General features: G+C 67.4%; 14 protein-coding genes. 12 read left to right on the top strand and 2 right to left on the bottom strand.

Going from position 1 to position 15,837, the window contains the following annotated elements; all coding sequences use genetic code 11:
- Positions 1 to 22: 22 nt before the first annotated feature.
- A complete protein-coding gene (locus J7024_RS19085) occupies positions 23 to 1,270 on the bottom strand; it encodes an ABC transporter substrate-binding protein (RefSeq protein ID WP_124827995.1) in 1,248 nt (415 codons plus the stop codon).
- A gap of 430 nt (positions 1,271 to 1,700) precedes the next feature.
- Here J7024_RS19085 and zwf point away from each other — a divergent pair, with 430 nt between their 5' ends.
- From zwf to J7024_RS19100, 3 genes are all read left to right on the top strand, one after another.
- A complete protein-coding gene (zwf, locus tag J7024_RS19090) occupies positions 1,701 to 3,170 on the top strand; it encodes a glucose-6-phosphate dehydrogenase (protein WP_124827996.1) in 1,470 nt (489 codons plus the stop codon).
- 88 nt (positions 3,171 to 3,258) lie between these two features.
- Positions 3,259 to 3,939, top strand: coding sequence for a 6-phosphogluconolactonase (pgl, locus tag J7024_RS19095; protein ID WP_124827997.1), 681 nt, complete (start codon positions 3,259 to 3,261; stop codon positions 3,937 to 3,939).
- Entirely contained in the window at positions 3,917 to 5,845 is a 1,929-nt protein-coding gene (locus J7024_RS19100; RefSeq protein ID WP_124827998.1) for a bifunctional transcriptional regulator/glucokinase, read from the top strand. Before pgl ends, J7024_RS19100 begins: the two co-directional genes overlap by 23 nt.
- Positions 5,846 to 6,141: 296 nt before the next feature.
- On the opposite strand, the gene J7024_RS19105 is transcribed toward J7024_RS19100, so the two are convergent.
- Positions 6,142 to 7,359 carry a Bcr/CflA family multidrug efflux MFS transporter gene (locus J7024_RS19105; protein WP_175751443.1) on the bottom strand — a complete coding sequence of 406 codons (1,218 nt, stop codon included), beginning with the start codon at positions 7,357 to 7,359 and terminating at the stop codon, positions 6,142 to 6,144.
- A gap of 247 nt (positions 7,360 to 7,606) precedes the next feature.
- Here J7024_RS19105 and J7024_RS19110 point away from each other — a divergent pair, with 247 nt between their 5' ends.
- The 9 genes from J7024_RS19110 (at position 7,607) to J7024_RS19150 (ending at position 15,743) form a co-directional block, all read left to right on the top strand.
- Positions 7,607 to 8,059 (top strand): hypothetical protein, encoded by a 453-nt coding sequence (locus tag J7024_RS19110; RefSeq protein WP_124828000.1) that lies wholly within the window; start codon positions 7,607 to 7,609, stop codon positions 8,057 to 8,059.
- A 163-nt stretch (positions 8,060 to 8,222) separates the two neighbouring features.
- The gene (hemL, locus tag J7024_RS19115; RefSeq protein ID WP_124828001.1) at positions 8,223 to 9,506 is read left to right on the top strand and encodes a glutamate-1-semialdehyde 2,1-aminomutase; all 1,284 of its coding nucleotides are present in this window, start codon (positions 8,223 to 8,225) and stop codon (positions 9,504 to 9,506) included.
- A 15-nt stretch (positions 9,507 to 9,521) separates the two neighbouring features.
- Positions 9,522 to 10,643, top strand: a complete 1,122-nt coding sequence (ribD, locus tag J7024_RS19120) for a bifunctional diaminohydroxyphosphoribosylaminopyrimidine deaminase/5-amino-6-(5-phosphoribosylamino)uracil reductase RibD (RefSeq protein ID WP_124828002.1) — start codon at positions 9,522 to 9,524, stop codon at positions 10,641 to 10,643.
- A 14-nt stretch (positions 10,644 to 10,657) separates the two neighbouring features.
- Complete coding sequence (locus J7024_RS19125) at positions 10,658 to 11,287, top strand: riboflavin synthase (protein ID WP_124828003.1); 630 nt, start codon at positions 10,658 to 10,660, stop codon at positions 11,285 to 11,287.
- Between the two features lie 341 nt (positions 11,288 to 11,628).
- Complete coding sequence (locus tag J7024_RS19130; protein WP_124828004.1) at positions 11,629 to 12,147, top strand: DUF1993 domain-containing protein; 519 nt, start codon at positions 11,629 to 11,631, stop codon at positions 12,145 to 12,147.
- 184 nt (positions 12,148 to 12,331) lie between these two features.
- Positions 12,332 to 13,474, top strand: coding sequence for a bifunctional 3,4-dihydroxy-2-butanone-4-phosphate synthase/GTP cyclohydrolase II (ribBA, locus tag J7024_RS19135; protein ID WP_014897815.1), 1,143 nt, complete (start codon positions 12,332 to 12,334; stop codon positions 13,472 to 13,474).
- Between the two features lie 53 nt (positions 13,475 to 13,527).
- A complete protein-coding gene (gene ribH / locus J7024_RS19140) occupies positions 13,528 to 14,043 on the top strand; it encodes a 6,7-dimethyl-8-ribityllumazine synthase (RefSeq protein ID WP_040143614.1) in 516 nt (171 codons plus the stop codon).
- Positions 14,040 to 14,477, top strand: coding sequence for a transcription antitermination factor NusB (nusB, locus tag J7024_RS19145; protein ID WP_014897817.1), 438 nt, complete (start codon positions 14,040 to 14,042; stop codon positions 14,475 to 14,477). Before ribH ends, nusB begins: the two co-directional genes overlap by 4 nt.
- Positions 14,478 to 14,546: 69 nt before the next feature.
- A complete protein-coding gene (locus J7024_RS19150) occupies positions 14,547 to 15,743 on the top strand; it encodes a pyridoxal phosphate-dependent aminotransferase (RefSeq protein ID WP_124828005.1) in 1,197 nt (398 codons plus the stop codon).
- The last annotated feature ends 94 nt before the right edge of the window (positions 15,744 to 15,837 follow it).

A 15,837-nucleotide genomic window follows, 5' to 3' on the forward strand; every position in this document is an offset into this window, starting at 1 on the left:
CCGGCCGGGCGCCTGTCGCGCTTTACTTCACCTTCGCGGCTTTCGCGAGCGCGGCGACCGCGCTCTTCGAATCCTGCTGCGAGTTCATGAACTTCGTCACGACGTCGGTGATCGCGCCGGCCGTCGCGTCGTTCTGCGCCATCCCGTGCGCGAGCGACGGCACGTAGCCGCCCGACTTGATCGCGACCTGCTCGTCGGCGTACGACTTCTTCGCACAGTCGTCGAACTTGTCCATCTTCACGCCGAGGCGCACCGGGATCGAGCCCTTCAGCAGGCTGAACTGCTCCTGGAAGTCCGGCGTCATGATCGTCTTCGCGAGTGCGAGCTGGCCCGGCGTCGCGGCCTTCTGGCCCTTCTGCTGGAAGAACACGAACGAGTCGACGTTGAACGTGTACGAGTTCGCGGTGCCCGGCACCGGCGCGCAGATGTAGTCCTTGCCCGACTTCTTGCCGGCGTTCTCGAACTCGCCCTTCGCCCAGTCGCCCATGAACTGCATGCCGGCCTTGCCGTTGATCACCATCGCGGTCGCGAGGTTCCAGTCGCGGCCGTTACGACCGGCGTCGAAGTAGCCCTGGATCTTGCGCACGGTATCGAACACCGACAGCATCTGCGGCGACGTCAGCGTGGCCTGGTCGAGATCGACCAGCGCCTTCTTGTAGAACGCCGGGCCTTGCGACAGCACGACGTCTTCCCACAACGTCAGATCCTGCCACGGCTGGCCGCCCATCGCGACCGGCTGGATGCCGGCGGCTTTCAGCTTGTCGGCGACCGCGAAGAATTCGGGCCAGGTGGTCGGCACCTTCGCGCCGACCTTGTCGAGCGCGGCCTTGTTGATATAGAGCCAGTTCACGCGGTGCACCGAGAACGGCGCGGCGACGTAGTGGCCCTTGTACTGCATGATCCTGTCGATTTCCGGCGGCAGGTTCTTCTTCCAGTCGCCGGCGACGGAATCGATGTTGACGAGCACGCCCTGGTCGGCCCACTCCTGGATCAGCGGACCCTTGATCTGCGCAGCCGACGGTGCGTCGCCGCTGATCACCTTGGTCTTCAATGCGGTCATGGCCGCCGCGCCCGCGCCGCCTGCGACCGCGAAGTCCTTCCACACGTAGCCCTGCTTCTGGATGTCGTCCTTCAGCACGCCGACGGCTTTCGACTCGCCGCCCGAGGTCCACCAGTGCAGCACCGTGACGTTCTCGGCTGCCTGCGCCGCCATGGCGCCAGCCATCAGACCTGCGGCGCAGAGCGCGCCCATGATCGAGCGAACTTTCATTACTTGTCTCCTCCAGACTGAATCAACTCGTGAAGTTCCCTGAACGGGAACCGGCTTCTTGATAAACGACGGGGAAATCGAGCCGCGGGACGCATGCAGCGTACGGGGCCGATGACCGGCCGGGCTCTTACAGAAAGCGTGAATCGAAATTCAACGGCGTGTCTCCTCTTTGTGTTTCTGGCCCGCCGCGATGCCGCGGCGCGAGCCCGGGGTCGACGGCGCGCGGACGATGCGCTCCGTCAATGTCCGATAACATTCGGCACAAGGCGTTTCCGAAGGCGAAGCTCGCGCAGTTCATCGACCGCACCTCTTTTTTTCTTCACCCAGGTGCTACCCCTTGCGGCGGATTGTAGTTAAACTACAATTCAGTGTCAAAAAAATTTTTATCGCACTACGGATCGCTTCCCTGCACCCCAACCGGCGGAGACACATGCATACCGATTCCAGCTTTACCTTCGTACTTTTCGGCGGCACCGGCGACCTGTCGATGCGCAAGATCCTGCCCGCGCTGTTCGAAGCGCATCGAGGCAACATGCTCGCGGAAAGCGGCCGGATCGTTGCCGTCGCACGGCACGAATCGGATCGGGCCGGCTATCTCGAATGGGTCGACACGCATGTGAAGCCGCACGCGGCGAAGGCGGCCGGCAACGCATTCGACGAAAGCGCGTGGAAATCCTTCCTCGAGCGCATCGAATACGTGAAGCTCGACCTCGGCCGCGCGGAAGACTACGTCGTGCTGCGCGATGCGGTCGCGCAGTTGCCCGGCATCCGCGTGTTCTATCTCGCGACGGGGCCGTCGCTGTTCGTGCCGATCTGCAAGGCGCTCGCGTCGGTCGGCCTGAACGAAGGCGCGCGCATCGTGCTCGAGAAGCCGCTCGGCTACGACCTGAAGTCGTCGAATGCGATCAACGACGCGGTCGGCGAGATCTTCGCGGAAGGCCAGATCTACCGGATCGACCACTACCTCGGGAAAGAGCCGGTACAGAACCTGCTCGCGCTGCGCTTCGGCAACGCGCTGTTCGAGCCGCTCTGGCGCCGCGAATGGGTCGAGAGCATCCAGATCACCATCGCGGAAGAGCTCGGCGTCGAGGCGCGCGGCGATTTCTACGACAATACGGGCGCGCTGCGCGACATGGTGCAAAACCACCTGCTGCAGTTGCTGTCGATCGTCGCGATGGAGCCGCCGCACTCGATGGATTCCGACTCGGTGCGTGACGAGAAGCTGCGCGTGCTGCGGGCGCTCAAGCCCGTCGATCCGCGCGACATCGGCAAGGTCGCGGTGCGCGGCCAGTATCATGCGGGCGTGATCAAGGGCGCACAGGTGCCGGCCTATGCAACCGAGCCGGGCGTGAAACCCGACAGCCAGACCGAAACCTTCGTCGCGCTGAAGGTCGAGATCGAAAACTGGCGCTGGGCGGGCGTGCCGTTCTTCCTGCGCACCGGCAAGCGTCTGGCCGACCGCGTCGCGGAGATCGTCGTCAACTTCCGCCCGGTGCCGCACTCGGCGCTGGGGCCGACCGCGCTGCGCGCCGGCTCGAACCGCCTCGTGATCCGGCTGCAGCCGAACGAGACGATTCGCCTGTACTGCCTCGCGAAGCAGCCCGGCGAAGGGATGAACCTCGCGAGCGTGCACCTCGACCTCGCGTTCGACCGGTTCTTCAAGGAAGGACAGATGGAGGCGTACCAGCGCCTGCTGCTCGACGTGATCAACGGCCGTCTTGCGTTGTTCGTGCGTCGCGACGAACAGGAAGCCGCATGGCGCTGGGTCGAGCCGATCCTGAACGAATGGGCGCGCTCGCTGAAGCCGCCGAAGCCGTACGCGGCAGGCACGTGGGGGCCGGCCGCGGCGAGCGCGATGCTCGCGCAGCACGACACCTGCTGGCTCGAAGAAGAAAACTGACGTAAACCGTTGCCGCGTGCGCGAACGCGCGCTGCAACGCGCCCCACGATTCGCACGAATTGAACAGACAAAGCAGTCCGGAGGAGATGTGATCGAGATCCACGCTTTCGACACCCAGGAAGCGCAAAGCGAAGCGCTCGCGCACGCCGTCGGCGATGCGCTGCGCGCCGCGCTCGCCGGCCCCGCGCGCCCCACGCTCGCGGTGTCCGGCGGTACGAGCCCGCGCCCGTTCCTGCAAACGCTGTCGCACGCGGCACTCGACTGGGCCGGTGTCGATGTCACGCTGGTCGACGACCGCTGGGTACCGGAGGACGACGCGGCCAGCAATGCGCACCTCGTGCGCGACACGCTGCTGCAGCACGCCGCGGCCCGTGCCCGCTTCCTGCCGCTCGTCGACACGCGCGTGTCGCTCGACGCGCACGTCGCCGCGCTCAACGCGAATGCCGACTATCGCGTGCCGAACGTCGCGGTGCTCGGCATGGGTGAAGACGGCCATACCGCGTCGATCTTCGCGGACGCGCCCGAATGGGACCACGCGATCGCCACGCCCGAACGCTTCGTCGCCGTGCATCCCGGCGCTGCGCCGCATGCGCGCGTGAGCTTTTCGCTCGATGCGCTGAAGCGCGTCGACCGGCTCTTCCTGCTGATCGCGGGCAGCCGCAAACGCGACGTGCTCGACGCCGCGGCCGCGTCGCTGCAAAAGAATGCGATTTCCCAACTGGCCAACGACAAGGGGACCAAGCTCGATGTCTACTGGTGCGCAAAGTAAGGCCGTCGTCGCGGGCCAGCATGCCGACGGCCCGCGCCTGCTCGCGGACGTCGGCGGCACCAACGCGCGCTTCGCGCTGGAAACCGCTCCGGGCGAGATCACGCAGATCCGCGTTTATCCCGGCGCCGACTACCCGACGCTCACCGACGCGATCCGCAAATATCTGAAGGACGTGAAGATCAGCCGCGTGAATCACGCGGCGATCGCGATCGCCAACCCGGTCGACGGCGACCAGGTCACGATGACCAATCACGACTGGAGCTTCTCGATCGAGGCGACGCGCCGCGCGCTCGGCTTCGACACGCTGCTCGTCGTCAACGACTTCACCGCGCTCGCGATGGCACTGCCCGGCCTCACCGATGCACAGCGCGTGCAGATCGGCGGCGGCGCGCGCCGCCAGAACAGCGTGATCGGGCTGCTTGGGCCCGGCACCGGACTCGGCGTATCGGGGCTGATTCCGGCCGACGACCGCTGGATCGCGCTCGGCAGCGAAGGCGGCCACGCGTCGTTCGCGCCGCAGGACGAGCGCGAGGATCTCGTGCTGCAGTACGCGCGCAAGAAGTTTCCGCACGTGTCGTTCGAGCGTGTGTGCGCCGGCCCCGGCATGGAGATCATCTATCGCGCGCTCGCCGCGCGCGACAAGAAGCGCGTCGCCGCGACCGTCGACACGGTCGAGATCGTCGAGCGCGCGCATACCGGCGACGCGCTCGCGCTCGAGACGGTCGAATGCTTCTGCGGGATCCTCGGCTCGTTCGCGGGCAGCGTCGCGCTCACGCTCGGCGCGCTCGGCGGCGTCTATATCGGTGGCGGCGTCGCACTGAAGCTCGGCGAACTGTTCACGCGCTCGTCGTTCCGCGAGCGCTTCGAGGCGAAGGGCCGCTTCACGCACTATCTCGAGAACATTCCGACCTACCTGATCACCGCCGAATATCCGGCGTTCCTCGGCGTGTCGGCGATTCTCGCCGAGCAGTTGTCGAACCGTTCGGGCGGTGCATCGTCGGCCGTGTTCGAGCGGATCCGGCAGATGCGCGACGCGCTGACGCCGGCCGAGCGCCGCGTCGCCGATCTCGCGCTGAACCATCCGCGCTCGATCATCAACGATCCGATCGTCGACATCGCGCGCAAGGCGGACGTGAGCCAGCCGACGGTGATCCGCTTCTGCCGCTCACTCGGCTGCCAGGGGCTGTCGGACTTCAAGCTGAAGCTCGCGACCGGCCTCACGGGCACGATCCCGATGAGCCACAGCCAGGTGCATCTCGGCGATACGGCCACCGACTTCGGCGCGAAAGTGCTCGACAACACGGTGTCCGCGATCCTGCAACTGCGCGAGCACCTGAATTTCGAGCACGTCGAGAACGCGATCGAGATCCTGAACAGTGCGCGCCGCATCGAGTTCTACGGGCTCGGCAACTCGAACATCGTCGCGCAGGACGCGCACTACAAGTTCTTCCGGTTCGGGATTCCGACGATCGCGTACGGCGACCTGTACATGCAGGCCGCGTCGGCCGCGCTGCTCGGCAAGGGCGACGTGATCGTTGCGGTGTCGAAGTCGGGACGCGCGCCCGAGCTGCTGCGCGTGCTCGACGTCGCGATGCAGGCCGGCGCGAAGGTGATCGCGATCACGTCGAGCAACACGCCGCTCGCGAAGCGCGCGACCGTCGCGCTCGAAACCGACCACATCGAGATGCGCGAATCGCAGTTGTCGATGATCTCGCGGATCCTGCATCTGCTGATGATCGACATCCTCGCGGTGGGCGTCGCGATCCGCCGCGCGTCGACGAACGGCGAACTGCCCGAGGCCGTCGCGCAGGCGCGGGCGCGGGCGAGCGACGACGAAACGGCCGACGTGCTCGACTGGTTGAGCCACGGCGCGTCGCCGGGGGCGAAGGACGTCGCACGGGACTGATGCTTCGGCGGAACGCCGTCGCTACACGACACCCCGAACGCTGGATTCAGGCCCGGCGTTCGGGGTGTTTCGCATGAACAGCACTGCCGCAAACCATAGCGGCTCGGCAATCATCGACGAGCCTTCTGCCGATGGCTGCGCGTGACGCCATACGTTCGGACACACGTCCATTTTCGAACAAGTGACCTGCCCCCTTCAATAGGGCCAATGGGCTTCTAGCAAAGTCCCTTTAAACCAGCTCCTGGAAAGCGGCAGGAGCATCCGCGGTTGCCCGATCCAAGTGATGCGGACGTGAATCAAGCCCCGGCCGGCACCGGCCGCCCATGCCAGCGCAGCACCAGATAGCGGCCAACGAAGCACAGCATGCCGGCGATACCGATCGTCACGCCCATCGCGAACGGCGTGCCGTCGGCCAGTGCGCCGATCGCGCCGCTCGCGAGCGCGCCGAGCGCGAGCTGCATCGCGCCGAACACGGCCGCCGACGCGCCCGCGTTGTGCGGATAGCGGTGCATCAGGTCGGTCGTGCAGTTCGCGGACAGGATCCCGACCACGCCGACCACGAAGAACAGGCACACGACGATCGACCACAGCCCGCCCCACCCCGTCAGCGCGACGAGTGCGACCGCGAGCGACGCGATGCAGCTCACGAGCGACGCGGCCGCGATGATGCGCAGCGAACCGATGCGGCCGACGAGCCGCGTGTTCGCGAAGTTGCCGATCATGATCCCGACGACGTTCAGGCCGAACAGCAGCCCGTAGTGCTGCGGCGACACGTGGAAATACTCGATATATACGAACGGCGTCGCGGTGATGTACGAGAACATCGATGCGAACGCCATCCCGCCGCACAGCATGTGCCCCCATGCGACCGGGTCGGACAGGATGCGCCCGTACGATGCGAACGACGCGAGCACGGCCGCGCTCTTGCGGCGCTCCTTCGGCCAGGTTTCGGGCACGCGCAGGTACGCGGTCGCCGCGCACAGTGCGCCGAATGCGGCCAGCACGACGAACACGCCGCGCCAGCCGGCAAAGCGCAGGATCTGGCCGCCTATCAGCGGCGCGAGCAATGGCCCGACCGCGGTGACGATCGCGACCATCGACAGCACCTTTGCCGCATCGGTCGGCTCGTGCGCGTCGCGCGCGATCGCGCGGGCGAGCACCGACGCGGCGCCCGCGCCGAGCGCCTGCAGGAAGCGCACGAAGATCAACATGTCGATCGAGCCCGACACGAAGCAGCCGATGCTCGCGAGCGTAAACAGCGCGATCCCGCCGAGCAGCACGGGTCGGCGGCCCCAGGTGTCGGACAGCGGGCCGTACAGCAGCATGCCGACCGAGAAGCCGGCCATGAAGCTCGTCAGCGTGCGCTGCGCGGCGCCGGCACTGACGGAAAAGCCGTCGGCGATCGACGGCAGGCTTGGCAGGTACATGTCGGTGGCAATCGGCCCGCAGGCCGCGAGCGCGCCGAGCAACAGGATCAGCCGGGCATCGGGCCGGCGCCGGACGACGTGAGACATGGGTATCCGGAATGGAGCCCGCGCGCATCGGGGCGCGCGTGGCGGTGAAGACGGGAGGCCGCGCCGCGGGCGGCGTGTACCGGTCCATGATTGTACGCGCAACTTTTTTGCCTGCCTCGGCCACGTGCGGCGGCGAGCCGGAAATCTCCCACGCGCTCCGTGCGTCGTACGAGCGCACGGGCGGATTCGATTAAGCTTGCCGCAGCCTGCCTTTATTGTCTGACCCATTCGACGTGCGACCGAACCGATGACCGCTTTCCTGCTGATCTGGAGCCCCAAGAAATGGCCGTGGCCCGAACTGCCCGACGTCGCCGCGCGCGTGAAGGCCGGCGCGGCCGTGCACGACGTCTGGGGCTGCGGCTTCGCGCGCGGCATCCTGCCGGGCGACCGCGTGTTCCTGCATCGCGTCGCGAAGGAGCCGAAGGGCGTGTTCGGTTCGGGCTACGTGACGCGCGCCCCCTATGAAGTGCCCGATCCGGCGACCAAGCGCGGCTACCGGCTGTGCATCGACTTCGTCTACGACTGGCTGGTCGACGCCCATCAGGACGTCGTGATCCCGCGCGACGCGCTGCGCGTGCATCCGTACTCGGTGCAGACCTGGGACGCGCAGAGTTCCGGCACGGTGATCAAGCCCATGGTCGAAGGTCCGCTCGAGAAGCGCTGGGCCGAGCTGACCGGCAAGCGCAAGCCGCCACGATAAACGGGCCGGATCGATACGCTGGCCCGTTTCCCCACGCGCCGAAAGGCCGCAGACCCCGCCGAGGGCCCGCCGCGCGCGTCTCCGGTACAATCGGACGATCGTTCCGCCCAGGCGCCGCGGCCCGAGCACAGGCCCCCGCGCCCTTCTCTCGCAGGTTTCGCTCATGTCCAACAATCAGATCCTCTTCGAACGCGCCCAGAAGACCATTCCGGGCGGCGTCAACTCGCCGGTGCGCGCCTTCCGTTCAGTCGGCGGCACGCCGCGCTTCGTGTCGCGCGCGCAAGGCCCGTACTTCTGGGATGCCGACGGCAAGCAGTACATCGACTACATCGGCTCGTGGGGCCCGATGATCGTCGGCCACGTCCATCCGGAAGTGCTGTCGGCCGTGCAGAACGTGCTCGCCGACGGCTTCTCGTTCGGCGCGCCAACCGAGGCCGAGATCGAGATCGCCGAGGAAATCTGCAAGCTCGTGCCGTCGATCGAACAGGTGCGGATGGTGTCGAGCGGCACGGAAGCCACGATGAGCGCGCTGCGTCTCGCGCGCGGCTTCACCGGCCGCAGCCGCATCGTGAAGTTCGAGGGCTGCTACCACGGCCATGCGGACAGCCTGCTGGTGAAGGCCGGCTCGGGCCTGCTGACGTTCGGCAACCCGACGTCGGCCGGCGTGCCCGCCGACATCGCGAAGCACACGACCGTCCTCGAATACAACAACGTCGCCGCGCTGGAAGAAGCGTTCGGTGCGTTCGGCGACGAGATCGCCGCGGTGATCGTCGAACCGGTCGCCGGCAACATGAACCTCGTGCGCGGCACGCCGGAATTCCTGAACGCGCTGCGCGCGCTGTGCACGAAGCACGGCGCGGTGCTGATCTTCGACGAAGTGATGTGCGGCTTCCGCGTCGCGCTCGGCGGCGCGCAGGCGTACTACGGGATCACGGCCGACCTCACCTGCCTCGGCAAGGTCATCGGCGGCGGGATGCCGGCTGCCGCGTTCGGCGGTCGCCGCGACATCATGGCCCACCTCGCGCCGCTCGGCGGCGTGTACCAGGCCGGCACGCTGTCGGGCAACCCGATCGCGGTCGCCGCGGGCCTGAAGACGCTGCAACTGATCCAGGCACCGGGTTTCTACGAGGCGCTCACCGCGCAGACGAAGCGCCTCGCCGACGGCCTCGCGGCCGAAGCGCGCGCGGCCGGCGTGCCGTTCGCGGCCGACTCGATCGGCGCGATGTTCGGCCTGTACTTCGCCGAGCGCGTGCCGACCAGCTTCGCGGAAGTCACGAAGAGCGACATCGAGCGCTTCAACCGCTTCTTCCACCTGATGCTCGACGAAGGCGTGTACTTCGCGCCGTCCGCGTACGAGGCCGGCTTCGTGTCGAGCACGCACGACGACGCGGTGATCGACGCGACGCTCGCGGCCGCACGCCGCGCGTTCGCGGCGCTGGCCGCCTGACCCGGGTCCGCGCACATGTTCTCGGATATCGACTTCGCCCACATGCAGCGCGCGCTCGCACTCGCGGCGCGCGGCATGTACACGACGGCGCCGAACCCGCGCGTCGGCTGCGTAATCGTCAGGGACGGTGACGTTATCGGCGAAGGCTTCACGCAGCCGGCCGGCCAGGACCACGCGGAAGTGCAGGCGCTGAAGGATGCACGCTCGCGCGGCCACGACGTCGCGGGCTCGACCGTCTACGTGACACTCGAGCCGTGCAGCCACTTCGGCCGCACGCCGCCCTGCGCGAACGCGCTGATCGAAGCGCGCGTCGCGAAGGTCGTCGCGGCGATGGAAGACCCGAACCCGCAGGTGTCGGGGCGCGGCCTCGGCATGCTGCGCGATGCGGGCATCGACGTGCGCTGCGGGCTGCTTGCGAGCGAAGCGGGCGAACTGAACATCGGTTTCGTATCGCGGATGACGCGCGGCCGGCCGTGGGTACGGATGAAGACGGCCGCGTCGCTCGACGCCCGCACCGCGCTACCGTCCGGCGAAAGCCAGTGGATCACCGGCGAGGCCGCGCGCCTCGACGGTCATGCGTGGCGCGCACGCGCATGCGCGATCCTCACCGGCATCGGCACCGTGCGCGAGGACAACCCGCTCCTGACCGTGCGCGGCATCGACACGCCGCGCCAGCCGCAACGCGTGCTGGTCGACAGCCGCCTCGACCTGCCGCTCGATGCACGCCTGCTCGAAGGCGCGCCGCTGCTGATTTTCTGCGGCCGGCTCGATGCGGCCGGCGAAGTCCGCGCGAACGTGCTGAAGTCGCGCGGCGCGGAAATCGTGCCGCTGGCGAACGCGCACGGCAAGGTCGACCTGCCCGCGATGCTGGCGGCGCTCGGCGCGCGCGGCGTCAACGAGCTGCACGTCGAGGCAGGCCACAAGCTGAACGGCTCGCTGCTGCGCGAACAGTGCGTCGACGAGTTGCTCGTCTATCTCGCGCCGAGCCTGCTCGGCAGCGACGCGGCCGGCATGTTCGACCTCGCCGCGCCGGCGAGCCTCGATACCCGTATGCGACTCGCGTTCCACAGCGTCGAGCGGATCGGTGACGATCTGCGGATCCTGGCGCGTATCGCGCCGCCCCCCGCCACTCACTAAACGGGATCGCCACGATGTTTACGGGAATTGTCGCGGCCGTCGGCCGCATCGAGTCGATCAACCCGCTGGGCGCGTCGCCCGACGCGGGCGTGCGCCTGACCGTGCAGGCCGGTGGCCTCGACCTCGCCGATGTCGCACTCGGCGACAGCATCGCGATCCAGGGCGCGTGCATGACCGTGATCGAAAAGACCGAAACCGGCTTCGACGTCGACGTGTCGCGCGAAAGCCTGAACCGCACGGTCGGCCTCGCGCAACCGGGCGACGTGAACCTCGAGAAGGCGCTGCGCGCGCACGACCGGCTCGGCGGGCACATCGTGTCGGGTCACGTCGACGGGCTCGGCACCGTGACGCGCTTCGCGCCGGTCGGCGAATCGCACGAGTTGCGGATCGTCGCGCCGCGCGAGCTCGGCCGCTATCTCGCGTACAAGGGTTCGATCACGGTCAATGGCGTGAGCCTGACCGTCAACACGGTCGACGACCGCGCGGACGGCTGCGAATTCTCGATCAACCTGATTCCGCATACGGTCGAAGTCACGACGCTGCGGCACGTGAAGACCGGCGACAAGGTCAATCTCGAGGTCGACATAATTGCGCGGTATGTGGAGCGGATGATGTCGGCGTCGCAGGGTGTGCACCAGGATTAACCGACCGGTTCCCGCCGGCAAGCAGAGCGGCGGCGGGCGGTTCGGCCCGACGTTGCCCGGAACGCGAGCGGAAGCCGCTGTGCTCTGAGCACGTTGGGCTATTCGCCGGCCGTCTGCGTCGGGTGTGCCCGGCTATCCTGATTCTCGCCCTCGGCTCCCCAGCCTCGCTCCGCACCGATCGCTCGGCGCCCGTGCCGCCGGCCCGTCCCGACACCTGGCCGAACGGCCAACGACAAGCACGGGCCATCGCGTCGCGCTAAGATGCAACGGCAGCGGTTTCGGCGCCGCGACACACGGCGCGCCGTACACCGGCTGCCCCTCTTCCACAAGGAGTCGTCCCCATGTCCATCTCGATGTACCAGGCTTCGCTGCCGGTCCTGATCCGCGGTCTCACCAACCTGCAGCACATCCTCGGCAAGGCGCAGGCGCATGCGGCCGAAAAGCAGATCGACCCGTCGGTGTTCATCGGTGCGCGCCTCTATCCGGACATGCTGCCGCTCGTCCGTCAGGTCTATATCGCGACCGACACGGCCAAGGGCTGCGCCGCGCGGCTCGCCGGCACCGAGATCCCGAGCTACCCGGATGTCGAGCAGACGTTCGACGAGCTGCACACCCGCATCCAGAAGACGATCGACTATCTGAAAGGTTTCGACGCCGCGCGGATCGACGGCAGCGAAACGCGCCAGATCGTGCTCAAGATGCGCGTCGGCCCGATCGAATTCACCGGCCAGTCGTACCTGCTGAACTTCGTGCTGCCCAACTTCTTCTTCCACGTGACGACCGCGTACGACATCCTGCGTCACAGCGGCGTCGAACTCGGCAAGCTGGACTATCTCGGCGGCCGCAACGAGCACGCGTGACGCACCGCCGCGGCCCGGCGCGGCTTGCCCGCTTGCGCGGGCAAGCTGCGGCAGCACGAACGGCCCCGCGCCGGAGGCCGGTTGCACCGCTTTGCGGCGCACTCGCCGGCCGCGCGCAGCCGGCGCCAGCCGAAACGCGGTCCGGCTGGCGTAAAATACGCACTTTCCTCTTTCTCGCCCCTTTATGACGCTCGCCTCCACGCTCGACATCATCGCGGAGTTGAAAGCCGGCCGGATGGTGATCCTGGTCGACGAAGAAGACCGCGAAAACGAAGGCGATCTCGTGATCGCCGCCGAATTCGTCACGCCGGAAGCGATCAACTTCATGGCCAAGTACGGCCGCGGCCTGATTTGTCTGACGTTGACGCAGGAACGCTGCAAGCAGCTGCACCTGCCGCTGATGACCTATCGCAACGGCACCCAGTACGGCACCGCCTTCACGGTCAGCATCGAAGCGGCCGAAGGCGTGACGACCGGCATCTCGGCCGCCGACCGCGCGCACACGATCGCCACGGCGGTCGCGCACGACGTGCGCCCCGAGCACATCGTGCAGCCGGGCCACGTGTTCCCGATCATGGCGCAGCCGGGCGGCGTGCTCGTGCGCGCCGGCCACACCGAGGCCGGCTGCGACTTCACCGCGCTCGCCGGCCTCACGCCGGCCGCGGTGATCTGCGAGGTCATCAAGGACGACGGCACGATGGCGCGCCTGCCCGACCTGCTCGAGTTCGCGAAGGAGCACGATCTGAAGATCGGCACGATCGCCGACCTGATCCAGTACCGCAGCCGCACCGAATCGATCATCGAGCGAATCGCCGAGCGCACGATGCAGACCGCGCACGGCACGTTCCGCGCGGTGCTGTATCGCGACCAGCCGAGCGGCTCGCCGCATATCGCGCTGGTGCGCGGCACGCCGTCGCCGGACGTCGACACGCCGGTGCGCGTGCACGAGCCGCTGTCGGTGCTCGATCTGCTCGAGACGAGCATCTCGACCCACTCGTGGACGCTCGACGCGGCGATGCGCGACATCGCGCAGCGCGACCTCGGCGTGATCGTGCTGCTCAACTGCGGCGATACGAAGGAACATCTGATCGACGTCTTCAAGGCGTTCGACGAGGAAGAAAAGGCCGCCGCGCTCAAGCGCCGGCCGGTGGATTTCAAGACGTTCGGCATCGGCGCGCAGATCCTGCGCGATGTCGGCGTCGGCAAGATGCAGGTGCTGTCGAATCCGCGCAAGCTGGGCAGCATGTCCGGCTACGGCCTCGAAGTCACGGGCTTCATTCCGATGCCCGGCGGCGAAGCCAAGTCCTGCCCGGCGTCCAACGCGTAACCCGCCACGACGCTTTCGCCCTATAACCGTTCATCCACACCACGGACCAGATCATGGAAATCGGACAATACCAACCGAATCTCGAAGGCGACGGCCTGCGTATCGGCATCGTGCAATCCCGCTTCAACGAACCCGTCTGCAACGGCCTCGCCGATGCATGCGTCGAAGAACTCGAGCGCCTCGGCGTCTCCGGTGAAGACGTGCTGCTCGTGTCGGTGCCCGGCGCGCTGGAAATCCCGCTCGCGCTGCAAAAGCTCGCCGAAAGCGGCCAGTTCGACGCACTGATCGCGCTCGGCGCGGTGATCCGCGGCGAGACGTACCACTTCGAACTCGTGTCGAACGAAAGCGGCGCGGGCATCACCCGCATCGGCCTCGACTTCAACCTGCCGATCGCGAACGCGGTCCTGACGACCGAAAACGACGAGCAGGCCGTCGCGCGCATGACCGAAAAGGGTCGTGACGCCGCACGCGTCGCCGTCGAGATGGCCAACCTGACGATGGCCCTCGACCAGCTCGGCGACGACGAGGACGAAGAAGAAGACGAAGACGACGAAGAGGAGCGCGCATGAAGAAGAGCGCCCGCCGACAATCGCGCGAGCTGGCGACGCAGGGGCTGTATCAGTGGCTGCTGTCGAACGCGTCCTCCGGCGAGATCGACGCGCAACTGCGCGGCGCGCTCGGTTACGACAAGGCCGACAAGGAGCTGCTCGACGCGATCCTGCACGGCGTGATTCGCGAGCATGCAACACTCGTCGAAGCCCTCACGCCGTCGCTCGACCGTCCGGTCGACCAGTTGTCGCCGGTCGAACGCGCCGTGCTGCTGATCGCAACGTTCGAGCTCACGCACCATGTCGAAACGCCGTACCGCGTGATCATCAACGAAGCAGTCGAACTCGCGAAGACGTTCGGCGGCTCCGACGGCTACAAGTACGTCAACGGCGTGCTCGACAAGCTCGCCGCGAAGCTGCGCCCTGCTGAAACGCAGGCACGCCGCAACGGCTGATTCCGTAGCTGGACGGGCGCGCAAGCGCCCGTTTTTCGTTCCCCCCCCGCTCCACGCCCCGCCCGACCCATGAATACCACCGCCGATTCGCTCATCACGCTCGCCGCGCGCGTCGACGCGATCCAGCCCTTCTACGTGATGGAACTGATGAAGGAGGCACAGCAACTCGAGTCCTCCGGGCGCGATGTTATCCACATGGGTATCGGCGAACCGGACTTCACCGCACCGGAACCCGTCGTCGAGGCGGCCGCGGCCGCGCTGCGCCGCGGCGTCACGCAGTACACGAGCGCGCTCGGCATCGCGCCGCTGCGCGAAGCGATCGCCGCACACTATGCGCGCGCCTACGGCCTCACGATCAGCCCAGAGCGGATCGTCGTGACGGCCGGCGCGTCAGCCGCGCTGCTGCTCGCGTGCCTCGCGCTCGTTGGCCGCGACGACGAGGTGCTGATGCCCGACCCGTCGTATCCGTGCAACCGGCACTTCGTCGCGGCAGCCGAAGGCCGTCCGGTGCTCGTGCCGAGCGGCCCGGAAGCGCGCTTCCAGCTCACCGCGGACGACGTCCGCACGCGCTGGGGCAGCCGCACGCGCGGCGTGCTGCTCGCGTCGCCGTCGAATCCGACCGGCACGTCGCTCGAACCGGACGAGTTGAAGCGGATCGTCGAAGCCGTGCGCGCGCGCGGCGGCTTCACGATCGTCGACGAGATCTACCAGGGGCTAAGCTACGACGCGGCGCCCGTGTCGGCGCTGTCGTACGGCGACGACGTCGTCACCGTGAACAGCTTCTCGAAATACTTCAGCATGACCGGCTGGCGGCTCGGCTGGCTGGTCGTGCCGCCAGCGCTCGTCGGCATCTTCGAAAAACTGTCGCAGAACCTGTTCATCTGCCCTTCCTCACTCGCACAGCACGCGGCGCTCGCCTGCTTTGAACCGTCGACGCTAGAGATCTACGAGGCGCGCCGGCTCGAATTCAAGCGTCGCCGCGACTTCATCGCGCCGGCGCTGGAACGGCTCGGCTTCACGGTGCCCGTGATGCCGGACGGCGCGTTCTACGTGTATGCGAACTGCTGCGGCGTCGCCCACCCGGCGGCCGGCGACAGCGCGGCGCTCACGCAGGCGATGCTGCACGACGCGGGCGTCGTGCTGGTCCCTGGCATGGATTTCGGCGTGCATGCGCCGCGCGACTATATCCGGCTGTCCTATGCGACCGCATACTCGCGCCTCGAAGAGGCCGTCGAGCGGCTCGCGACGCTGTTCGGTCAGCGCTGACGCAAGGCCGGGGTCCGGCCGTCGCGGCTGGCACACCCTGCTGCGACACGCGTAAAAAAGAAAAGGCACCCGATTCGGGTGCCTTTTTCCTTGG

The sequence above is a fragment of the Burkholderia sp. WTPI3 genome, assembly GCF_021483755.1.
Taxonomy (GTDB): Bacteria; Pseudomonadota; Gammaproteobacteria; order Burkholderiales; family Burkholderiaceae; genus Burkholderia.